Origin of the sequence: Photobacterium chitinilyticum (genome assembly GCF_004104355.1) — a bacterium.
GTDB classification, from domain to species: Bacteria; Pseudomonadota; Gammaproteobacteria; order Enterobacterales; family Vibrionaceae; genus Photobacterium; species Photobacterium chitinilyticum.
On the sequence record NZ_RJLM01000008.1, the window covers coordinates 163752 to 187161 of the forward strand.

The 23410-nt window shown below is 52.4% G+C and carries 14 protein-coding genes; 11 read left to right on the forward strand and 3 right to left on the reverse strand.

The features are described from left to right. The first annotated feature begins 57 nt into the window (after positions 1 to 57). The 8 genes from gltB (EDI28_RS18300) (at position 58) to EDI28_RS18335 (ending at position 15766) form a co-directional block, all read left to right on the forward strand. Positions 58 to 4605, forward strand: a complete 4548-nt coding sequence (gene gltB / locus EDI28_RS18300; RefSeq protein ID WP_128785333.1) for a glutamate synthase large subunit — start codon at positions 58 to 60, stop codon at positions 4603 to 4605. After that, positions 4598 to 6070 carry a glutamate synthase subunit beta gene (locus tag EDI28_RS18305; protein ID WP_128785334.1) on the forward strand — a complete coding sequence of 491 codons (1473 nt, stop codon included), beginning with the start codon at positions 4598 to 4600 and terminating at the stop codon, positions 6068 to 6070. Before gltB (EDI28_RS18300) ends, EDI28_RS18305 begins: the two co-directional genes overlap by 8 nt. A 448-nt stretch (positions 6071 to 6518) precedes the next feature. Continuing rightward, positions 6519 to 10982 (forward strand): glutamate synthase large subunit, encoded by a 4464-nt coding sequence (gene gltB / locus EDI28_RS18310; protein WP_128785335.1) that lies wholly within the window; start codon positions 6519 to 6521, stop codon positions 10980 to 10982. Positions 10983 to 10996: 14 nt separating this feature from the next. Then, entirely contained in the window at positions 10997 to 12409 is a 1413-nt protein-coding gene (locus EDI28_RS18315) for an FAD-dependent oxidoreductase (protein WP_128785336.1), read from the forward strand. Positions 12410 to 12557: 148 nt separating this feature from the next. Then, entirely contained in the window at positions 12558 to 13256 is a 699-nt protein-coding gene (gene mtnN / locus EDI28_RS18320; protein ID WP_128785337.1) for a 5'-methylthioadenosine/S-adenosylhomocysteine nucleosidase, read from the forward strand. Further along, positions 13256 to 14212 carry a cobalamin biosynthesis family protein gene (locus tag EDI28_RS18325; protein ID WP_128785338.1) on the forward strand — a complete coding sequence of 319 codons (957 nt, stop codon included), beginning with the start codon at positions 13256 to 13258 and terminating at the stop codon, positions 14210 to 14212. The genes mtnN and EDI28_RS18325 overlap by 1 nt, the downstream gene beginning before the upstream one ends. Beyond that, on the forward strand, positions 14213 to 15034 hold the full coding sequence (gene btuF / locus EDI28_RS18330; protein ID WP_128785339.1) for a vitamin B12 ABC transporter substrate-binding protein BtuF: 822 nt from the start codon (positions 14213 to 14215) through the stop codon (positions 15032 to 15034). It begins immediately after the preceding gene. A 120-nt stretch (positions 15035 to 15154) separates the two neighbouring features. Next, positions 15155 to 15766, forward strand: a complete 612-nt coding sequence (locus EDI28_RS18335) for a trimeric intracellular cation channel family protein (RefSeq protein ID WP_128785340.1) — start codon at positions 15155 to 15157, stop codon at positions 15764 to 15766. A 106-nt stretch (positions 15767 to 15872) separates the two neighbouring features. Here the strand turns inward: EDI28_RS18335 and tyrS are convergent, their stop codons facing one another. Further along, positions 15873 to 17060, reverse strand: coding sequence for a tyrosine--tRNA ligase (gene tyrS, locus EDI28_RS18340; RefSeq protein WP_128785341.1), 1188 nt, complete (start codon positions 17058 to 17060; stop codon positions 15873 to 15875). 130 nt (positions 17061 to 17190) lie between these two features. Between tyrS and shyC the strand changes: the two genes are divergently transcribed. Next, entirely contained in the window at positions 17191 to 18510 is a 1320-nt protein-coding gene (gene shyC / locus EDI28_RS18345; protein ID WP_128785342.1) for a peptidoglycan DD-endopeptidase ShyC, read from the forward strand. 100 nt (positions 18511 to 18610) lie between these two features. On the opposite strand, the gene erpA is transcribed toward shyC, so the two are convergent. Together erpA and clcA are read right to left on the reverse strand one after the other, a co-directional pair. Further along, positions 18611 to 18952 carry an iron-sulfur cluster insertion protein ErpA gene (erpA, locus tag EDI28_RS18350; protein ID WP_128785343.1) on the reverse strand — a complete coding sequence of 114 codons (342 nt, stop codon included), beginning with the start codon at positions 18950 to 18952 and terminating at the stop codon, positions 18611 to 18613. A gap of 60 nt (positions 18953 to 19012) precedes the next feature. Beyond that, positions 19013 to 20416, reverse strand: a complete 1404-nt coding sequence (gene clcA / locus EDI28_RS18355) for a H(+)/Cl(-) exchange transporter ClcA (RefSeq protein WP_128785344.1) — start codon at positions 20414 to 20416, stop codon at positions 19013 to 19015. Between the two features lie 255 nt (positions 20417 to 20671). On the opposite strand from clcA, the gene hemL reads away from it, so the two are divergent. Together hemL and EDI28_RS18365 are read left to right on the forward strand one after the other, a co-directional pair. After that, positions 20672 to 21970 (forward strand): glutamate-1-semialdehyde 2,1-aminomutase, encoded by a 1299-nt coding sequence (gene hemL / locus EDI28_RS18360; protein ID WP_128785345.1) that lies wholly within the window; start codon positions 20672 to 20674, stop codon positions 21968 to 21970. A gap of 312 nt (positions 21971 to 22282) precedes the next feature. Beyond that, entirely contained in the window at positions 22283 to 23368 is a 1086-nt protein-coding gene (locus EDI28_RS18365) for an AI-2E family transporter (RefSeq protein WP_128785346.1), read from the forward strand. Positions 23369 to 23410: the final 42 nt, after the last annotated feature.

The window sequence follows — 23410 nt, forward strand, 5'->3', positions numbered from 1 at the left end:
ATTAGGGATAACTCAGGCCTCTGGACTGACGCCTGTTGAAACTGGAAGGAAGTATCTATGACAGATCAAGAGCTTAATGCTCAGGGACTTTACGTGCCTGAATTGGAGCACGATGCCTGCGGTATCGGCTTTGTGGCCCATCTGAAGAACCGCAAATCCCATGAAATTGTAACCCAAGCCCTTGATATGCTTGCTCGGATGGAACACCGTGGCGGTCAGGGTTGCGATCCATGTAGCGGTGACGGTGCCGGTATTCTGCTGCAAAAACCTCACGAGTTTTTACTGGAAGAGACCGTCAAACAGGGCATTAAACTACCGTCGTTTGATCAGTACGGTGTCGGTGTGGTGCTTTTCCCCAAAGACGAGTACAAGCGCCAGCAATGCCGTGATATTTTAGAACGAAATGCAAAACGACTGGATCTTGAGATCATCGGCTACCGTATATTGCCCGTCGACAACTCAATGATCGGGGACGATCCGCTCAGCACCGAACCACAGTTTGAGCATGTCTTTATTACCGGCGGTGCAAACCTGGATCCTGCCGTTCTCGAACGCAAACTGTATGTACTGCGTAACTACACCGTTCGGGTCTGCCTCGAAAGCATCTCCAACATTGGTGATGATTTCTATATTAACTCCCTGTCGTATAAAACCTTGGTATACAAAGGCCAGCTAACCACGGAGCAAGTACCTCAGTACTTCCTGGATCTGCAAAACCCGACCATGGTAACGGCACTGGCGCTGGTTCACTCACGCTTTTCAACCAATACCTTTCCGAAATGGCGTTTGGCCCAGCCTTTCCGTTATATTGCCCATAACGGCGAAATCAATACCGTGCGCGGTAACCTGAACTGGATGAAGGCACGCGAAGCGATCCTTGAGTCGAAACTGTTCAGCCAGCAAGAAATCGATATGCTGCTTCCTATCTGCCAGGAAGGCAGCTCGGATTCATCGAACTTTGATATGGCACTAGAGCTGCTGGTTCTTTCTGGCCGTAGCCTGCCACACGCCCTGATGATGCTGATCCCGGAAGCCTGGCAAGAAAACAAAAACATGGATCCGAAACGCCGTGCATTCTACCAGTACCATGCCAACGTCATGGAACCATGGGATGGTCCGGCTTCGGTATGTTTCACCGATGGTGTACAGGTCGGTGCAACCCTTGACCGAAACGGCCTGCGCCCTTCACGCTATACCGTCACCAAAGATGACTTCCTGGTAATGGCATCGGAATCTGGTGTTGTCGAAATCGAACCGGAAAATGTCCAGTTCCGAGGCCGCCTGCAACCTGGCCGTATCTTTGTTGCCGATCTGGAACAAGGCCGCATTATCTCTGACGAGGAAGTCAAAGATAGTATTGCTACCGCGCAGCCATATGAGCAGTGGGTAAAAGACAACCTGTTAACGCTAAAGGCCCTGCCCGAAGCCGACAACATGCACCACCAGCCAACGCCTGAGCGCCTGCTTCATCACCAGCAAGCCTTTGGCATGAGCTCGGAAGAAGTGAACGACATTATCGTTCCGCTGGCAAAAACCGGTTACGAGCCGCTCAGTGCGATGGGGGCTGACTGGCCACTTGCGATCCTTTCGCACCAGTCACAGCACCTGTCCAACTATTTCAAGCAGCTGTTCGCCCAGGTCACCAACCCACCGATCGACCCGATCCGTGAGCGTATGGTCATGTCTCTGAACACCTATCTGGGTAAAGATCAGAACCTGCTGACCGAAACCCCCGAGCACTGTCAGAAAGTCGAGCTGGAATCACCTGTACTGTCCAATGCCGAACTGGAAAAACTCCGCGCGATTGATAAGGAGCACCTACAGGCCAAGACACTGGATATCGTATTCCGGGCCAACGGCGAGCAGGGCAAACTTGAGCGTGCCCTTAAGCGTATTTGCCAGTACTCGGAAGATGCCGTCCTAGATGGCTATTCCATCATTATTCTGACTGACCGTGCGGTTAACTCGAACCATGCCGCTATCCCGGCAATGCTGGCCGTCGGTGCCGTTCATCACCATTTGATCCGCAAGGGCCTGCGTGCCAAGTGTGACATCATAGTCGAGACCGGCGATGCGCGAGAAACCCACCACTTTGCCACGCTGGTCGGTTATGGTGCCAATGCGGTTAACCCGTACCTGGTCACTGAAACCCTGGTTGATCTGCAGAACAAGCGCAAGCTTGACCCAGAGCTGCCAACCGAAGAGCTGTTCAATAACTACCGCAAAGGCGTCAACGGCGGCCTGCTCAAGATCTTCTCCAAAATGGGGATCTCGACCCTGCAGTCCTACCATGGTGCCCAGATCTTCGAGGCGCTCGGGATCAGCAAAGCCGTGGTTGACAAATACTTCACCGGGACAGTTTCACGTATCCAGGGCCTGACTATCGATGATATCGCCCAGGAAGTTCTGATCCGCCATCGCGTCGGTTACCCGACCCGTGAAATCCCAATCCAGATGCTCGATGTCGGTGGTGTCTACCAGTGGAAGCAGCGTGGCGAAAAGCACCTGTTTAACCCTGAGACCATTTCGCTGTTGCAACAGTCGACCCGCAACAAAGACTTTGCCCAGTTCAAGCAATACGCCCATGAAGTTGACGCGCAAGGTGACAATGCGGCAACGCTGCGTAGCCAGCTTGAATTTATCAACAACCCGGCTGGCTCCATTCCGCTCGCCGAAGTTGAACCTATTGAGAATATTCTCAAGCGCTTTGCGACCGGTGCAATGAGCTTTGGTTCTATCTCCTACGAGGCACACTCGACCCTGGCTGTTGCGATGAACCGCATCGGCGCGAAGTCGAACTCAGGCGAGGGCGGTGAAGATCCGGCTCGTTTCGAGAAAAAAGACAACGGAGACTGGGAACGCTCGGCGATCAAGCAGGTTGCCTCAGGCCGCTTCGGTGTGACTTCTTACTACCTGACCAACTCTGACGAAATTCAGATCAAGATGGCACAGGGTGCCAAGCCGGGTGAAGGTGGTCAGCTACCGGGTGACAAAGTCGATGACTGGATCGGAGCGACCCGTCACTCCACACCGGGAGTCGGCCTGATTTCACCACCGCCGCATCATGATATTTACTCAATCGAAGATTTGGCCCAGCTGATCTACGATTTGAAAAATGCCAACCGTACCGGTCGCGTCAACGTGAAACTGGTATCCGAAGCAGGCGTCGGTACGATAGCCTCCGGTGTTGCCAAAGCGAAAGCGGACGTAGTACTGATTGCCGGATTCGATGGCGGTACAGGTGCATCACCGATGTCATCAATTCGCCACACCGGTCTGCCTTGGGAGCTTGGCTTGGCCGAGACCCACCAGACACTGCTGAAGAACGGTTTGCGTAACCGTATCGTTGTCCAGTCTGATGGCCAGATGAAAACACCGCGCGACCTTGCTGTCGCTACCCTGCTAGGTGCCGAAGAGTGGGGGGTTGCCACCGCTGCGCTCGTCGTTGAAGGCTGTATCATGATGCGTAAGTGTCATAAAAATACCTGCCCTGTCGGTATCGCTACACAGAACAAAACGCTACGTGAGCGCTTTGATGGCCGTGTAGACGACGTGGTGACCTTCTTCCAGTACATGGCAGAAGGCCTGCGTGAAATTATGGCCGAGCTTGGCTTCCGGACTATCGAAGAAATGGTCGGCCAGTCACAGAAACTGAAGATCCGTGAAGATATCGCTCACTGGAAATACCAGAACCTCGATCTGACCCCGGTATTGTTCACCGAGCAAGCTCGTGATGAAGACGGTATCTACAACCAGCGCAAGCAAGACCATAACCTGGAAAATGTCCTTGACCGCAAGCTGATTGAAGCGGCAGCCCCTGCGCTTTATGAAGGCAAACAGGTAGATGCCGAGTTTGACATCATCAATACCGACCGTAGTGCCGGTACCATGCTGTCGAATGAGATCTCCAAGATCTACAAAGACAAAGGGCTCCCTCAGCCAATGAGCGTCAAGTTCAAAGGTTCGGCTGGCCAGAGCTTCGGCGCATTCCTGACCAAGGGCGTGCAGTTCGAGGTCGAAGGCGATGCCAACGACTACTGGGGCAAGGGCCTGTCTGGCGGTACGCTGGTACTGTACCCGGATGCAAAGTCTGACATTGTGCCGGAAGACAATATCGTCGTCGGTAACGTATGTTTCTACGGCGCGACCTCGGGCGAGTCTTTCATTCGCGGTTTGGCTGGCGAACGGTTCTGTGTGCGTAACTCCGGTGCCAAAGTGATTGTCGAAGGTGTCGGTGACCACGGTTGTGAATACATGACTGGCGGTGTGGCCGTTATCCTTGGCCAGACCGGACGCAACTTCGCAGCCGGTATGAGTGGCGGTGTTGCCTATGTCTGGGATCAGTTCGACGATTTCGAAACCAGGCTAAATCCTGAACTTGTCGATATCGATCCGATTGAGCAAGAAGACAGAGACTTGCTCCAGGAAATGCTAACCAAACATGTAGAGCTAACTGGTAGTACAGTGGCACAGACTTTCCTTTCCAACTTCGACGCGAACCTGCAGAAGATGGCGAAAGTGATGCCAAGGGATTACAAAGCTGTACTGCAAAAGCGTAAAGCGGAAGCAGAAAACAAGGAAGAGTTGGAGGCCGTAAATGGGTAAGCCTACTGGATTTTTAGAATTTGGCCGTGAACTGCCACAAAAGCTGGAACCAAGTGTTCGTATCCAGGACAACAAAGAGTTTGTCCTCAACGAAGAGTTTGGCAATAAGATCAATACACAGGCGTCACGCTGCATGGATTGCGGTGTGCCCTTCTGTCACAACTCATGCCCGATCGGCAACATCATTCCTGAATTCAATGATGCGGTTTATCGTGATAGCTGGGAAGAAGCGTGGAACATCCTGAGTTCGACCAATAACTTTCCGGAGTTTACCGGTCGTGTCTGCCCGGCTCCTTGTGAAAGTGGCTGTGTACTGGGTATCAACCAAGACCCAATCACGATTTGTAATATAGAGAAAACCATTGTCGAAACGGCCTACCGTGAAGGGTATGCCAAGCCGAAAACACCACGTTCTCGTACCGGCAAAACCATTGCCATCATCGGCTCGGGTCCTGCCGGGCTTGCAGCAGCCGAGCAGTTAAACAGTGCCGGTCACTGTGTAACGGTATTCGAGCGTGACGAGAAAGTCGGTGGCCTGCTGCGCTTTGGGATCCCAGATTTCAAATTAGGCATGGATATCATCGACCGTAAGATCAACTTAATGGCAGACGCTGGGGTGAAGTTCGAAGTTAACGCCCATATCGGTGTCAACATCAACGCCCAGCAATTACGCCAGGACTTTGATGTCGTACTGCTGACGGGTGGCTCAACGGTGCCTCGCAATCTACCTATCCCGGGGCGCGAGCTGAAAGGCGTTCACTTTGCCATGGAGTTTTTGGCACAGAATAACCGCCGTGCCAACGACATGGACCTCAAAACTGAAGAAATCCATGCCAAGGGCAAGCACGTGGTCGTGATCGGGGGCGGTGATACCGGCTCTGACTGTGTCGGTACCTCAAACCGCCATGGTGCGGCCAGCATTACTCAAGTGGAAATCATGCCGATCCCACCGGAAAAGCGCCCGGCCAACCAGCCATGGCCGTCTTATCCGATGATCATGAAAACCTCGACATCTCATGAAGAGGGCTGTGAACGCCACTGGAATATTCTGACCAAAGAGTTCATCGGTGATGAGGCAGGTAACGTGAAAGCGCTGCGCATTGCTGATATTCAATGGCAAGAAGCCAAACCAGGCGAACGCCCGGGCTTTGAAGAAGTCGCAGGTTCTGAGCGTGTCATTCCGTGTGATCTGGCCTTCTTGGCAATGGGCTTCCTTCATCCGGAACCTACCGGTGTTCTCGCTCAGCTGGATATCAAACTTGATGAGCGCGGCAACGTGGCAACCGAAGGGTTTGCGACGAGCCAGAAAGGTGTATTCGCCGCTGGTGATATGCGTACCGGTCAGTCACTGGTTGTACGCTGTATCAATGAAGGCCGTGAATGTGCACGTGAAATTGATGATTACCTGATGGGTAATTCCAACCTGGAAGCAAAAGCCAATTCACTTATGCTATCTAGAGCCTGATTTCATTCAACATAATCCTAAATTTAAAGCCAGCTCCTAGAGCTGGTTTTTTTATATCTATTCTCCCGACTCAATCCGCCGATCGCAGCCCCATTCCTCCCTTATCTGACCTAACTTTATTCACCAGCTAATTCCTTTTTCAATACGCTGGCAGAATGTGCTTGTCGATATAGAAAATTCTAATTTTTCAGATGGTTCCAAGATATTCTTACTCGCCCCAAAATGTAAGCAATATGTTTCACCAAACCAATAAAAGTCAAAATACCAATAGTTTATGCAGAAGAATATCCACATTCACTGGATTTAAACCGTCAAGTGATGGAAATTTGACCTTTTTGTAAATTATCGTTAACTTCAAATATTGCGGGAAGCAGAAATGGCGATCAGGGAGATTGCCATAAATATGCAGTAATACTGCTCGAATGAGTGGAAGCAAGGGAGAGTTGCAATGACACTGTATGACCCAACGCTGGAAAAAGATAACTGTGGTTTTGGCCTTATTGCCCATATCGAAGGGGAAACCAGTCACAAACTTGTCCGTACAGCTATATCCGCATTGGATCGTATGACCCACCGTGGTGGTATTGCCGCGGACGGCAAAACCGGTGATGGCTGTGGCCTGCTGATGAAAAAGCCTGAAAGCTACTACCGCATTGTTGCCGAAGAAGCCGGCTGGAAGCTCGCCCGAGAATACGCCGTGGGCATGATTTTCCTCAGCCAGGATCCCGTCAGGGCCGAGCAGGCCCGTACTATCATCAATGAAGAACTGGCGAAAGAAACGCTCTCCATGGTTGGCTGGCGTGAAGTACCGATCAACCCAAATGTCCTTGGCCCTATTGCCACCGAGTCCCTGCCCCAGATAGAGCAGGTATTTGTCAATGCCCCGGCAGGCTGGAAGCCCCGCGATGTTGACCGCCGGCTTTATATTGCCCGCCGCCGAATAGAAAAACGTATCAACAACGATCCTGATTTTTATATCTGCAGCCTGTCGACACAGGTCACGGTCTATAAAGGGCTGTGCATGCCGGCTGATTTACCGAAGTTTTATCTCGATCTGGGCGATCTGCGCCTGGAGTCATCAATCTGCCTGTTCCACCAGCGCTTCTCGACCAACACCCAGCCGCGCTGGCCGCTGGCACAGCCGTTCCGTTATCTTGCCCACAACGGCGAAATCAACACCATTGCCGGCAACCGCCAGTGGGCGCGGGCCAGAGCCTATAAGTTCTCCTCTCCGCTACTGCCGGATTTACAGACTGTCGCCCCGTTTGTCAATGAGACAGGTTCAGATTCATCCAGCCTTGATAACATGCTCGAGCTCTTCCTGTCTGGCGGTATGGACCTATTTCGGGCCATGCGTATGCTGGTTCCGCCTGCGTGGCAAAACCACCCGGACATGGATCCGGAGCTGCGTGCCTTCTATGACTTCAATACCATGCACATGGAACCATGGGATGGGCCAGCCGGTATTGTGATGTCCGATGGCCGTTACGCAGCCTGTAACCTTGACCGAAATGGTCTGCGGCCGGCTCGCTATGTGATCACCAAAGACAAGCTGATCACCTTGGCTTCCGAAGTCGGGATCTGGGATTACGCACCAGACGAGGTAGCAGAAAAAGGCCGGGTCGGCCCCGGCGAACTGCTGGTGATCGATACCAAGTTCAGCAAGATCTGGCACTCGGCCGATATCGACAGCGAGCTGATGAGCCGCCATCCGTATAAAGAATGGATGGATAGCCATGTAAAACGCCTGGTGCCGTTCGAAGAGCTAAACGAAGAGCAGGTCGGCAGCCGATCGCTTGATGATGGCGAGCTGCAAACCTACCAAAAACTCTTTGGGGTCAATAACGAAGAGCTGGATCAGGTTCTGCGGGTCGTTGGCGAAAACGGACAGGAGGCCACCGGTTCAATGGGCGATGATGCCCCGATGGCTGTGCTGTCATCGAAAGAACGCGCGGTAACCGACTACTTTCGCCAGATGTTTGCCCAGGTTACCAACCCGCCCATTGACCCCTTGCGGGAAAAGCATGTGATGTCGCTGGCCACCTGCATCGGGCGCGAAATGAACGTATTCTGCGAGACAGACGGCCACGCCCACCGAGTTGCCTTTAGCTCGCCGATATTGCTGTACTCAGATCTGGTCCAGCTGCTGGAGCTCGATAACCAGTACTACCGCAACAGCATGATTGATATTAACTACGATCCGAACGAGAAAGATCTCAAGCAAGCCATTATCGATATCTGTGATCAGGCAGAGCGCCTTGTTCGCAACGGAACGGTTCTGGTGGTGCTCTCCGATCGCGGGATCAACAAAGATAAACTTCCGATCCCCGCCGCCATGGCTGTTGGCGCGGTACAAACCCGCCTGGTCGCCACCAACCTGCGCTGCGATGCAAATATCGTCGCTGAAACGGCTACCGCCCGCGACCCACACCAGTTTGCCGTCCTACTTGGCTTCGGTGCGACGGCGGTATACCCGTATCTGGCCTATGAATCGCTCGGCAAGCTGATCGACAGCGGTGCGATCAGCAAACCATACTGCGACGTCATGATTAACTTCCGCAACGGTATGAACAAAGGTCTGTACAAGATCATGTCGAAGATGGGGATCTCGACAGTTGCCTCATACCGCTGTTCGAAATTGTTTGAAGCGGTCGGGCTGAGTGACGAAATTATCGAACTGTGTTTCCAGGGCGTTTCCAGCCGGATTGCCGGGGCAGACTTTGACGATTTCCAGCAGGATTTATTTAACCTGTCCCGCCGAGCCTGGCTCAAACGCAAGCCGGTTGAACCCGGCGGACTGCTGAAATATGTCCACGGCGGCGAGTTCCACGCCTACAACCCAGATGTTGTCAGCACCTTGCAACAAGCGGTAAAAACCGGTGATTATCAAGACTATCTGACCTTTGCCAAACAAGTGAACGAGCGTCCGGTCGCAGCCCTTCGTGACTTGCTGAAACTGAAAAACACCGGCAGCCCTATCGATATAAATAGCGTCGAGGCAGCCACCGAGCTGTACAAGCGCTTTGACTCGGCAGCCATGTCTATCGGCGCCCTGAGTCCGGAGGCACACGAGGCATTGGCTATTGCCATGAACCGGCTGGGCGGCTGCTCCAACTCAGGGGAAGGCGGGGAAGATCCGCGCAGATTTGGCAACGAGCGAAACTCGCGCATCAAACAAGTGGCCTCCGGCCGCTTCGGGGTAACCCCCCACTACCTTGCCAATGCCGACGTCATTCAAATCAAAGTTGCCCAAGGTGCAAAACCGGGAGAAGGCGGCCAATTACCGGGCCATAAAGTGACGACCGAAATTGCCAAGCTGCGTTTTGCCGTACCGGGCGTAACGCTGATATCACCGCCGCCACATCATGATATCTATTCAATTGAAGATTTGGCGCAGCTGATCTTTGATTTAAAGGAAGTTAATCCCAAAGCAATGGTATCGGTCAAGTTGGTATCGGAACCCGGCGTCGGCACCATCGCAACCGGTGTAGCCAAAGCCTATGCCGATCTGATCACGATTTCCGGCTACGACGGCGGTACCGGTGCCAGCCCGTTAACCTCGGTAAAATACGCCGGCAGCCCCTGGGAACTTGGCCTGGCCGAAACCCAGCAGGCACTGGTAGCGAATGGCCTGCGCCATAAGATTCGCCTGCAGGTCGACGGCGGTCTAAAAACCGGCCTTGATGTCGTGAAGGCAGCAATACTGGGCGCTGAAAGTTTCGGCTTCGGGACGGCACCGATGGTGGCCATGGGGTGCAAGTACCTCCGTATCTGTCACCTCAACAACTGTGCGACAGGTGTAGCAACCCAAGACGAGAAACTGCGCCGAGACTTCTTCAAGGGCCTGCCCGAGCAAGTCATGAATTACTTCGTCGGTTTGGGCCAGGAAGTCCGCGAGCTACTGGCACAGCTTGGGATCGAAAAGCTGACCGATCTCATCGGCCGTACTGACTTGCTCGTGGTGCTGGAAGGCTATACCTCCAAGCAAAGCAAGCTAGAACTCGACGGCCTGCTGCATGCGCCAACACCGGTGGCAGGGAAGACGCTCTATTGCAGCGAGCCCAATACCCCGTTTGATACCGCGGAGCTGAGCAACACCTTGCTCCAGGAGGCATTGCCGGCGATAGAAAGTCGCAGCGGTGCAGATCTATACCATGACATCCGAAACACCGACCGCTCTATTGGTGCCCGTCTCTCCGGAGAGATTGCCCTCCGCTACGGCAATCAGGGCATGGCAGCCCAACCGATTAACCTGCACCTGTCCGGCACGGCCGGACAGTCATTCGGGGTGTGGAACGCAGGAGGCCTGAACCTGAACCTCACCGGTGATGCCAACGACTACGTCGGCAAAGGGATGACCGGCGGCAAGATAGCCATTCGCCCCCCAATGGGGTCGGCTTTCAAGTCAAACGAGGCCACCATTGTCGGCAACACCTGCTTGTACGGCGCAACGGGCGGCAAACTCTTTGCGGCCGGAACCGCCGGCGAACGTTTCGCGGTGCGCAACTCGGGCACCATTGCCGTGGTTGAAGGCGCTGGTGATAACGCCTGCGAATACATGACGGGAGGGATTGTCGCTATTCTCGGCAAGACCGGGGTTAACTTTGGTGCCGGCATGACAGGGGGTTTTGCCTACATCCTTGATGAAGACGGAGACTTTGCAGGTCGCGTCAACCCCGAGCTTATCGAAGCGCTGCCGCTGGGCGGCCTGAAGATCCACCAGGAGCACCTGCGCGGCCTGATTGACCGCCATCTCGAGGAGACCGGCTCAAGTCGAGCTCAGGAGATCCTCGCTGATTTTGATCGATGGATCCCGATGTTCTACCTTGCGAAGCCAAAGTCTGCCGACGTGAATACCCTCTTGGGTCACCAAAGCCGTTCAGCCGCTGAACTGCGCGTTCATGCACAATAAGGGAGGGAAACCGTATGAGCCAGAACATATACCAATTCATCGATGTAGCACGAGTCGATCCGGCGAAGAAGCCACTCAATATTCGTAAAATCGAATTCGTGGAAATTTACAAGCCCTTTACCCAGCAACAGGCCGGTGCCCAGGCCGATCGCTGCCTTGGTTGTGGTAACCCTTATTGCGAATGGAAATGCCCGGTCCACAACTATATTCCGCAGTGGCTCAAGCTGGCGAACGAAGGCCGGATCATCGAGGCTGTCGAGCTGTCGCACCAAACCAATACCCTGCCGGAGGTTTGCGGCCGAGTGTGCCCTCAGGATCGCTTGTGCGAGGGGGCCTGTACCCTCAATGATGACTTCGGGGCCGTCACGATTGGCAATGTAGAGAAATACATTACCGACAAAGCCTTTAAAATGGGCTGGAAGCCAGACATGTCCGATGTCGAGTGGACAGATAAAAAAGTCGCCATCATTGGCGCCGGGCCTGCCGGCCTGTCATGTGCCGACATCCTAGTCCGGAATGGGGTCAAGCCCGTGGTGTTTGACCGCTATCCGGAAATAGGCGGCCTGTTAACCTTCGGCATCCCGTCTTTCAAACTGGAAAAAAAAGTGATGGTCAACCGCCGAAAGATTTTTACCGGTATGGGCGTAGAATTCCGTCTCAATACCGAAATCGGCAAAGATATCCAAATGGAACAGCTGCTGAGTGAATATGATGCCGTCTTCCTTGGTGTCGGCACCTATAAAAATATGCGGGCAGGGCTGGAAAACGAAGAGGCTCAGGGCGTTTATGATGCACTGCCATTTTTGGTCTCCAATGCCTACCGGGTCATGGGGCTGGAGAGCCACACAGATCCCCTCGACATGAAAGGAAAACGCGTGGTCGTCCTCGGTGGCGGTGATACCGCGATGGACTGTGTTCGTACGTCGATACGCCAAAGTGCCAAAGAAGTGATCTGCGCCTACCGTCGCGATGCCGCCAATATGCCAGGATCCAAGCGTGAGTTTAAAAATGCCCGCGAGGAAGGCGTTAACTTTATGTTTAACCTGCAACCTCTGAGCATCAACATCAACGATCAGGGTCAGGTCACTGGCGTCAACGTCGTCAAAACCGAATTGGGGGCCCCCGATAAAGCCGGTCGCCGCCACCCAGAGCTGGTTGAAGGCAGTGAACATGTGCTGGATGCCGATGCGGTTATCATGGCCTTCGGCTTCCAACCACACGCCATGCCGTGGCTGGAGGACTATAATGTCGAGCTGGATCAGCGCGGCCGAATTAAAGCACCATCAGCAGGGGCTTTTCAGTTCCAAACCAGCAATGCCAAAATCTTTGCCGGCGGTGATGCAGTGCGAGGCTCTGATCTGGTCGTAACGGCCATTGACGAAGGGCGAAAGGCAGCAGAAGGGATCCTTGACTATCTCGAGGTGTAGAGACGTAGAGGTGTAGCCTCTTCATCAAACACCACTAAAACGGGAATGGCTTTCAACGCCATTCCCGCTTTATATTCGTTCATGTTACAATTCTTGCCATACACACTCCCGGTAGGGAGTCTCCGTTTACCTACAAGAGAACACATTGATGAAAATCGGCATTATTGGTGCGATGGAACAAGAAGTTGCCATCCTAAAAGCGCAACTGACTAACAGCGAAACTCACAACAAAGCAGGCTGTACGTTCTATACCGGTACTCTTAATGGTGCAGATGTTGTCTTGTTGCAATCAGGTATCGGTAAAGTCGCTGCCGCCGTCGGTACAGCTGTCCTGCTTGAAGTCTTCCAGCCGGATGTTGTACTTAACACCGGCTCTGCAGGTGGTTTCGATTCAACCCTGAACCTGGGTGATGTGGTTATCTCGACTGAAGTTAGGTACCACGACGCCGACGTTACTGCATTCGGTTACGAAATCGGTCAGATGGCCCAGCAGCCAGCGGCTTTCGTTGCTGATGCAAAACTCATGGATACGGCTGAACAGGCACTGGCGACAATGGGTGACATGCACGCTGTTCGCGGTCTGATCTGTACCGGCGATGCTTTCGTATGCTCTGCTGAAAAACAAACATTCATTCGTGACAACTTCCCTTCCGTCGTTGCTGTTGAAATGGAAGCTGCCGCGATTGCTCAGGCATGTCACCAGTTCGAGATCCCGTTCGTCGTGGTTCGTGCTATTTCTGATGTCGCCGACAAAGAGTCACCAATGAGCTTCGAAGAGTTCCTGCCTCTGGCTGCGAAGAGCTCATCTGTCATGGTGGCGAAAATGGTTGAACTTCTTAACCAATAATGACAGAGATCCTGGCGGTTCTGCTGGATAACAGCTCCCTGCTCGTCTTGTGGGGAGCATTAGCTATGCATTGGCTACTCCCTATTCCAACCCTGCTCCATCCGCTGCGCATCTGGCAGCAACTGGCAGTGCTGATTGCCGACAAAGTCAATAAACCCGACGAGTCCCGTAAACAGCAGCTGCTATCGGGCAGCCTGGCCTGGTCATTGATGTGGCTGACCGTGCTGATCCTGCTCGTTGCTCTCTACCAGCTAGTATGGATTGAGAGTATGTTCCATCTCATCCTCTTGTGGCTGGCACTGGACTGGAGAAATACAGCCAAGTTCAGCAAGCGTTTTATTCACGCTTATAGCCAAGAAGACAAGGCTGGTTGTCGCCAGTTACTGGAAGCCCCGCTGAACAGGGAAACCCGCAACCTGTCACTGCTTGGCCTTGGCAAAGCGGGAGCCGAAACCCAGCTGCTTGCCTATGGACGACTGGTAGCCGGAGTCTTGTTTTGGTATGCCCTTGCGGGTGGAATAGGCGCTCTGATGTACCGCCTCGCGGTCAGTCTGGCCCGAGTCTGGTCCCCCAGCCGCCAGCATTATCATAACTTTGGCATCCCGGCTGTCCGTATCCTCGCTACACTCGATATTATCCCATTACGCATTTTTGCCCTGCTGTTCTGTATCGGCCATAACGGCAAAGCGGCCCTTCAAGGAATTATCCACCAAGGCGAGAACTGGCTGCTGCCCGGCCCCGGCTGGTTACTGGCAGCAACCGGTCATAAACTATCCCTGTCTCTAGGTGGTCCGGCAATCTACGGCAACCGTAAAATGGAACGCCCCCGATTAGGCGGAAAAATTGCACCGGCAGCCTTTCATCTCGCGCAAATAAATAAAATCGCCAACAACCGCCTAATGGCCTGGGTGGCCATACAAAGCGTGCTTATCTTTATTTTTCAAGGAGTGCTCTAAGTGCGTCTGGCTTGCCTTTGCTTATTGCTTATCTCGTCAATTTCCTTTGCCGCTCCCGCTCAACGAGTGATCAGCCTGTCTCCACATACCACTGAACTGGCCTATGCCGCCGGATTGGGCAAGCAGCTCATCGCTGCCAGTGACTACAGCGACTACCCGGAGGCCGCCAAATCACTCGAACGAGTGGCCAATTACCGCGGAATAAAGCTAGAGCGTATTGTCGCCCTGAAACCCGATCTTATTCTGGCCTGGAAAGGCGGCAATCCGCCACGCGGAATGGAAAAACTGACACAGCTTGGCTTTACGATTTATTACTCGAATCCGCTTGAACTGGAAGATATCCCGCAATCGATCGAAGCGCTGGGGCAATACTCCGCCAATCCACAACAGGCTAAGCGGATCGCCGATGGATTTCGTCACACATTGGACAAGCTAAAAACTCAATATAACAACCAGCGCCCAGTTCGCTATTTCTATCAACTCAGCAATACACCAATCATTACCGTCGCCGATAAAAGCTGGCCCAGTCAGGTTTTTGCCCTTTGCGGCGGGTTGAACATCTTTGCGGACAGCCCGGCCGCCTATCCGCAAGTCTCAGAAGAGCAGGTGGTGGTTCGCCAACCAGAAGTCATTTTTACTACACCCCATGCAGGTACGAAAACTAGCATCTGGAAAAAATGGCAAGGCAAGCTGCCAGCAATCGATAATCAGCACTTTTTTACCCTACAGGCAGATTGGCTGAACCGGCCAACGCCTCGCACAATAAAAGCCGTAGAGCAGGTGTGTGACCGCCTCAACCAGGTAAGAACAGACAGCCTGTAACAGGCTTTCAACAATCATTGTGAATAAGCTCACAAAGCCACTGCAGCAAGTTGTACCGCTTACATATCGTCGTACAATCTCAGCCGAGTTCACTTCACTTCAGAGCTAACAGGTACAGATATGCTTATCTATGTTCTCGATATGTTCGGCACCGCCGTGTTTGCCGCATCGGGTGTATTACTGGCGGGGCGTCTTCGTATGGACCCATTTGGCATCGTCGTTCTTGCCAGTGTCACAGCAATAGGCGGCGGTACAATTCGCGATATGGCTCTCGGAGCAACGCCTGTTTTCTGGATCACCGATACCGCCTATCTGTGGGTGATTTTTATCACCTGTCTAATTGCCATGCTGGCTATTCGCAAACCCAAGCAGATGCCATGGTACTTTTTGCCTGTTGCCGATGCCATCGGTCTGGCTGTCTTTGTCGCTATCGGTGTCGAGAAAGCACTGCGTTTTGGCGCCTCTCCGATGGTGGCTGTCATTATGGGTGTAATGACAGGCTGTGGCGGCGGGGTGATCCGCGATATATTAGCGCGTGAAATCCCGATGGTGTTAAGAACAGAAGTCTATGCAACCGCCTGTATTTTAGGGGGTATTGTCCATACTACATCACTGATGCTTCATGTGGACGCCTCCATAGCAACGATAGCCGGTGTCGCCACCACCCTGACTATCCGCCTGGCTGCTATTCGATGGCACCTTTCATTACCGATCTTTGCCCCTCGGCAATGACCTAAAACTAACCGAACCAGTTGGTTCCGTTTTACCCGATAGCTATTTACACCGGCAATAAAAAAGGCGCTCAAGGCGCCTTTTTTTACTGTGCTGTTTAACAAGGTTACTTCAGGGTAACACGGGCAAACTTACGCTTGCCAACCTGATATACCGCAGTACCCGCAGCAGGTACAAGCTTGGTATCTTCAATCTTGTCGCCATCAATCTTCGCAGCGCCCTGACGGATCATACGCATCGCATCAGATGTCGAGTTAACCAGACCAGCATCTTTCAGCAAGTTGCCAATGGCAATACCGGCTTCAAATTCAAACTCCGGCATTTCTTCCGGCATCGCGCCTTTCTGGAATCGGTTAATGAACTCTTGCTCGGCCGCCTCGGCATCCGCGTCAGAATGGAAACGAGCAATGATTTCTTTTGCCAGCAGGATTTTGATATCACGCGGGTTCTTGCCGTTCGCAATATCTTGCTTGAACTGATCAATCTCTTCAATCGGACGGAAAGACAGTAGTTCGTAATAGTTCCACATCAGATCATCAGAGATCGACATGATTTTACCGAACATCTCGTTTGGTACATCTGCTATACCGATGTAGTTGTGGGCAGACTTGGACATCTTCTTCACACCGTCCAGGCCAACGAGTAGCGGCAGAGTGAGAACAACCTGAGGCTTCTGGCCATTGGCTTTCTGCAGCTCGCGTCCCATCAACAGGTTGAACTTCTGGTCGGTACCGCCCAGCTCAACATCCGTTTCCATTGCAACCGAATCATAACCTTGTAGCAGCGGGTACATGAATTCATGAATCGCAATCGGACGACCTTCGTTGTAACGTTTCTTGAAATCGTCACGTTCAAGCATACGCGCAACAGTCTGATTTGCTGCCAGACGGATCAGGCCCTCGGCACCCAGCTCAGACAACCACGAAGAGTTGAACTCAATCTTGGTTTTCGCAGGATCAAGGATCTTAAATACCTGCTCTTTGTAGGTTTCAGCGTTAGCCAGTACATCTTCACGAGTCAGCGGCGGACGCGTGGTGTTCTTACCTGTCGGATCACCCACCATACCGGTAAAGTCACCAATCAAAAACGTTACTTCGTGTCCCAATTCCTGGAAAGTACGTAACTTGTTAAGAATGACGGTGTGGCCCAGGTGAATATCCGGCGCTGTTGGATCAGCACCCAGCTTAATTCGCAAAGGACGGTTTTCTTTTAACTTAGCAATCAGCTCTTCTTCCGGTATCAGTTCGTCGACACCACGCTTAATTTCAGCTAAAGCTTGTTCAATGCTGGCCATTCTTGTTCGCTCCCACAGAATTGGCAAAAAAGTTATAGTTGACCATCTTACTTGAATAGCGATGTTTTTTGAAACCAGTTAGACTAAGCGTTGTCTTATTTTTCCCTTATTGCGCAAAAAAAACCTATCAATGCTAGTATCGAAACTTCTCCGGTTGCCGAGGATGCACCAAATACTGATTACACTGCTCAGTGCCATTGTGGTATTGCTGATCCTATTACCGGGCTCAGAAAGCAGTGGCCACCCGGATCGCAAGTTTGAAATAGGTAAAGCCTATCCGCTTGATATCGATTTCGAGGCCAATCAGCTCAGGCCGCTGGCAAAGGACGAAAAACTGATCGTCCCGCAGCTCAAATGGAAAGAACATACGGTAAAGTCAGGCGAAAGTCTGGCAGTGGTGTTCGACAAAGTCGGCCTGTCTCCGGGAGCATTATACCGGCTGGTCAATGCCGACGAAGGCACCAAAAGCCTTACCAACCTACGACCGGGCGATATCCTGAAGTTTGGCTTCGACGAGAACAGCGAGCTGATTCAGTTGATCCAGCCAAAAAATGCCACCGAGACACTGGTGATCACCCGTACCGGCGGCACCTACCACTCCAACCAAGAAACCAAATCTGTTGATACCCAGCTTAATTTTGCCCAGGCGATAATTACCTCCAGCTTCTGGAACGCCGCAGACAAGGCAGGACTAACCGCCAACCAGATTATGGAAATCGCCGGGATCTTCGGCTGGGATATCGATTTTGCCCTTGATATCCGCCAAGGTGATAGCTTCTCTGTGCTGTTTGAAGAGCGCTTTGTCGAAGGAGAGCCTATCGGCCGCGGCAATATTCTGGCCGCGACATTTACCAACCTAGGGGAAACCTTCACTGCCGTACGCAGCAAAAGCGGGCAATATTTTGATCAGGAAGGCCGGGCCATGCGCAAGGCATTCCTCCGCTCACCGATTAACTTCCGTTATGTCAGCTCTAACTTCAATCCTCGTCGCTTGCACCCGGTGACCGGTCGCGTCAAGGCACACCGCGGAACAGACTATGTCGCCCCCGTCGGTACCCCGATTTGGGCGGCTGGCGACGGCGTAGTAATGAAATCAGGCTATAACAAATTTAACGGCAACTACGTTTTCATTCGCCATAGTTCCACCTATGTTACCAAGTACCTGCATATGACCAAGCGTAAGGTAAAAACCGGACAACGGGTGAAACAGGGACAAACCGTCGGCACGCTAGGCGGTACAGGCCGAGTAACAGGGCCTCACCTGCATTATGAATTCCTAGTCAACGGTGTTCATAAAAATCCGCGTACAGTGAAACTGCCTCAGGCTCAGTCACTGAAAGGGGCGGCGAAGGCACAGTTCAAGAAACACGCCAGCGAACGCCTGAGCCAGCTGTCCCAGTTCAGTCACTTCATCGCGGATAATAGCCCGCTAGTCTACAACCGAAGTTAACTGCATCGCCTACAAAAAAGCCGTCACAGATGTGACGGCTTTTTTGTTATCTGTCTCGCCTGGCTGCAAAAGCACAATGGCAAATACCTGAACTCTGCGTTTATACGCTAAATGATGCACCACAACCACAGGTTGTCGTCGCATTTGGATTGTTCACAAAGAAACGCGAACCTTCCAGGCCTTCGGTATAATCAACCGTGCCGCCAATCAGGTATTGCAGGCTCATCGGGTCAACCACCAGCGTCACACCGCTGTTTTCAATGGTAGTGTCGCCATCATTCACTTTCTCGTCAAAGGTAAAACCATACTGGAAACCGCTACATCCACCACCGGTGATATAAACACGCAGCTTCAACTCTGGGTTTTCTTCCTCGGCGATAAGCGCTTTCACTTTATTCGCTGCAACATCAGAAAAATTCAGCGGTAAATTGGCATCGCTCATTAAAAACCTCTCAAACACATACGGTAATTGATCCGATTATCTAATACCTGACTATCTCGTTCAAGTATTGACCACTTCAGACTGCTCTCTTTGGGCAATTTTTTCCTTGTCCATCTTCCGGCGCAAGAGCTGAGAGTAAATTGGCTGTCCTCCCAGGACCTGAGCCAGCATGGTCGCTCCCAGTGTGGTAATAATCAACGGCAAAATCAAATGGTAGTTATTGGTCATCTCAATCACGAGCAGAACCCCGGTAATTGGGGCCCTAACGGTAGCGGCAAACAGCGCCCCCATTCCGGCAATCGCAAACATTCCCGGCTCGATACCAAGATCCGGAAAGATCAATTGAGCAATCGAGCCGAAAAAAGTCCCGAAGAGTGTACCAAGTGCCAGCATCGGGGCAAAAATGCCTCCCGGCGCACCGGAGCCAAAGCACAGCAAGGTCGTTGCAACTCGGGCCAGGAACAAAATCAATAGCAGACTAATGCTGTACTCGCCATGAGTCGCACTAGGGATCAATGTGATCCCGCCTCCGGTCAGCTCAGGCAAATACAGCAACAGCAAACCGAAACAGCCCCCGAGCAACGTGCCAGTCAAGATATACCGCCGGCGTTCATTGCGGTGAATACGATCAAAGACATCTTGCGCCAGGGTCACCAGACGATTGAAGATCACCCCGAAGACCCCGAAAAACATCCCCAGCAACAAAAATAGCCACAAAGACTTCAATACTGGCGCATCGTACTGCGGCATAGTAATCACCGCATGCTGTCCCTGAATACTGCGAAACACAATATTGGCGACAATCGCCGAGATAACGACGCACTTGATGGAAATTAAACTGTAACGAAACTGCGGTCGCATTTCCTCGACCACAAACATGATCCCCGCCAATGGCGCATTGAACGCCGCCGCCAGCCCGCCAGCAGCACCGGAAGCCAACAGGGCATGGCGTCCTTCCTTATCCTTGAGACGGAAAGTATCCGATACCATCCGGCCAATATTACCGCCCATCTGCACCGAGGGACCTTCCCGGCCGAGTACCATTCCGGAGCCTAATGCACCCAGACCGCCAATAAACTTCACCGGCAGCACCCGCCACCAGCGCACAGGGCGAATATCATCCATCGCCCCCTCTATTTCAGGGATCCCGGACCCCGCCGCTTCCGGCGCAAAGCGATGCACCAGGTAATAACCGACAGATGCCAGCAATGCACTGATCAGAAACGCGGCCAGCCATAGCGGCAACACACTGCTGATCACATCTCTCAACCACTCGGTTCGTTGCTCGGACACCCAGTGAACCGCAATTTCAAACAGGGTGGCAATCAGACCGGCAGCAAGGCCAACCAGTGCAGCAAGAAACAATACCGAGACCGGTGTTTTATCACGAGAAAGAAAACGCCGAACCAATCCGCTAGGTTGCAGGCGTTCAGGCGCAGGAGTGCCTTGGGTGTTATCAGTCATTAGTCAGCCGTATCATTGATGATGATTGCCCCGGCAGGGGCAGACAGGAAGGACAAAATTCGTCCGCGGTAAGAGTAGCTGACAACGCGCTATTTTTACACCGCCAATGTTGAAAACTAGCTTTCCATCAGTGTCAAAACAAAATCAGGCTCTGGCCGGACGCACATTCCTTCAATTCTCTCGCCAAGTTCCTGGATTTTTAGGTACAATGCCGACACTTTAAATCAGGTAATATTTGAAAAATAGGACATCACAATGAGCAAGTCAGCTGATTTATTTGCTAAAGCACAAGAGACGATCCCAGGCGGTGTTAACTCACCAGTTCGCGCATTTGCCGGTGTCGGCGGCAGCCCGCTTTTTATCGAGCGAGCAGACGGCGCATACATCTTTGACGCTGATGGCAAAGCCTATATCGACTATGTTGGCTCGTGGGGTCCTATGATTCTGGGTCATAACCACGTCGCGATTCGTGATGCCGTTATCAACGCCGCCCAGCAAGGGCTAAGCTTCGGTGCGCCGACCGAAATGGAAGTGACCATGGCGGAACTGGTATCCAAGCTTGTACCGTCAATGGAAATGGTGCGCATGGTTAGCTCCGGTACCGAAGCAACCATGAGTGCTATCCGCCTTGCCCGTGGCTTTACCAACCGTGACAAAATCATCAAATTCGAAGGCTGCTACCACGGCCATGCCGACTGCCTGTTGGTAAAAGCCGGTTCTGGCGCCCTGACTCTGGGCCAGCCTAGCTCTCCGGGTGTTCCGGCAGATTTTGCCAAGCATACGCTGACATGCACCTATAACGACCTTGACTCTGTCCGCGAGGCATTTGCTGAGCACCCGGAAGAAGTCGCATGTATTATCGTTGAACCAGTTGCCGGCAACATGAACTGTATTCCGCCGGTACCGGGATTCCTGGAAGGCCTGCGTGAGATCTGCGACGAGTTCGGCGCACTGCTGATCCTTGATGAGGTAATGACAGGGTTCCGTGTATCAGAGGGTGGCGCTCAGGGTTATTACAATATCAAACCGGACCTGACCACACTGGGTAAGGTTATCGGCGGCGGTATGCCTGTCGGTGCATTCGGTGGTCGTCGCGATGTAATGCAGTATATTGCGCCAACCGGCCCTGTTTATCAGGCAGGTACGCTATCAGGAAACCCGGTTGCGATGGCTGCCGGCCATGCCTGCCTAAGCGTTCTGACCGAAGAAGGCAACGAGAAGTGCCTGGCAAACACCACCAAACGCCTGGCTGAAGGCTTCAAGGCACTGGCTGAAAAACACGGTATTGCTCTGCAAACCAACCAGGTTGGTGCGATGTTCGGTTTCTTCTTTACCGATCAGCCAAGCGTGACTTGCTTCGACAATGTCACTAAATGCGATGTCGAGCGCTTTAAGCGCTTCTTCAACCTGATGCTGAAAAAAGGTGTTTACCTGGCCCCTTCGGCCTATGAAGCCTGCTTTACATCTCTGGCGCACGGCGACAAAGAAATCGAAGCAACATTGGATGCCGCAGACTTTGCCTTCGCGACTCTGGCTGAAGAAGCCAACGCCTGAGCATCTATCTGCCTAGGTAACCATGAGCCTAAATATCTTTTAGCCTAAGGCCCTGTTGAAACGCCACTTTTCAAGTGGCGTTTTTATACCAAGCGAAAAATTACTGCCAGAAAAAGACCGCCAGCACAGCCAACACCACTAACACCCATACCGCCAGCGGAATTCTACGCTTTTTTTTTGTTTCACAGCCGCAGTCGCAACATCCCATAGCCCTGAGCCTCTCAATAGTTAAAATATTTGATTTATAAACCAAGCAGATGCAATTATAAACAACGCTCGATTCAGTGTTAACAAACAGAAAGGATAATTACAGTGCCCAAACCCTTTAAAGCCGAATCTCGTCACTGGTTGCTGATGGCCGCGCTGGCGCTTTCCGCCTATGCAAGCTATCGGCTGATAGAACCTTATTTGGGATCTATCGTAATGGCCTTTATCATTTCTCTGCTTTATTACCCCCTGCACGCCCGAATTGAAGCAAAGATCCCACGCCAGCCTAATTCGGCAGCAATGGTTTCTTGTACCTTGCTGACCTTTATCATCGTGATCCCGGTACTGATTGTATTCAGCTCCATCATCCACCAGGGGTCGACCTTTTCCAAGGAAAGCTATGGCTGGCTAACTTCCGGCGGTGCCAAGGAAGTCCTGTCACACCCCCTTACCGTAAAAGTACTATCACTCATCGATCAGTACTCTCCTTTCGAGCCACTTGATGCCCAGGCCGTAGTACAAAAGGTGGCGGCGGCGGCTTCTCAGTTCGGCGCCCAACTGCTCAATATCAGTGCCAAGCTCCTCGGTGATGCCACCAACTTTGTGATCAGTTTTATGCTGATGCTGTTTGTCCTGTTTTTTCTGCTTCGGGATCATAAGAAGATGGTGTCGGCCATTCGTCATGTACTGCCATTGTCCCGTAGCCAAGAAGATGCCGTGCTGACAGAAGTAGAGCAGGTTGCCAAGTCGGCAGTACTGGGATCATTTCTCACCGCCCTGGCCCAAGGGTTTGCAGGTGGTTTTGCCATGTGGCTCGCAGGCTTCCCCGGGCTATTCTGGGGCTCGATGATGGCTTTTGCCTCTTTTATTCCGGTATTCGGCACCGCACTTATCTGGCTGCCAGCCGCTATCTATCTGCTGCTGATCAACCAGTGGGAGTGGGCGCTGTTTTTGGCTGGCTGGGGGATCATTGTGGTGGGATCCATCGACAATATCCTCCGCCCGCTGCTGATGCAGGGCAATTCCAGCATGAATACTCTGCTGATCTTCTTCTCCATTCTGGGCGGCTTGCACCTGTTCGGCCTAATAGGCCTGATTTACGGACCAATTATTTTTGCCGTCACCCTGGTGCTGTTCAAGCTCTACGAAGTCGAATTCAAAGACTTTTTGGACAATCAGGATAAAAATTAAGGCCGCTTCACCAGCAAGCGACAACAAAGCCGCCCGCCAAGC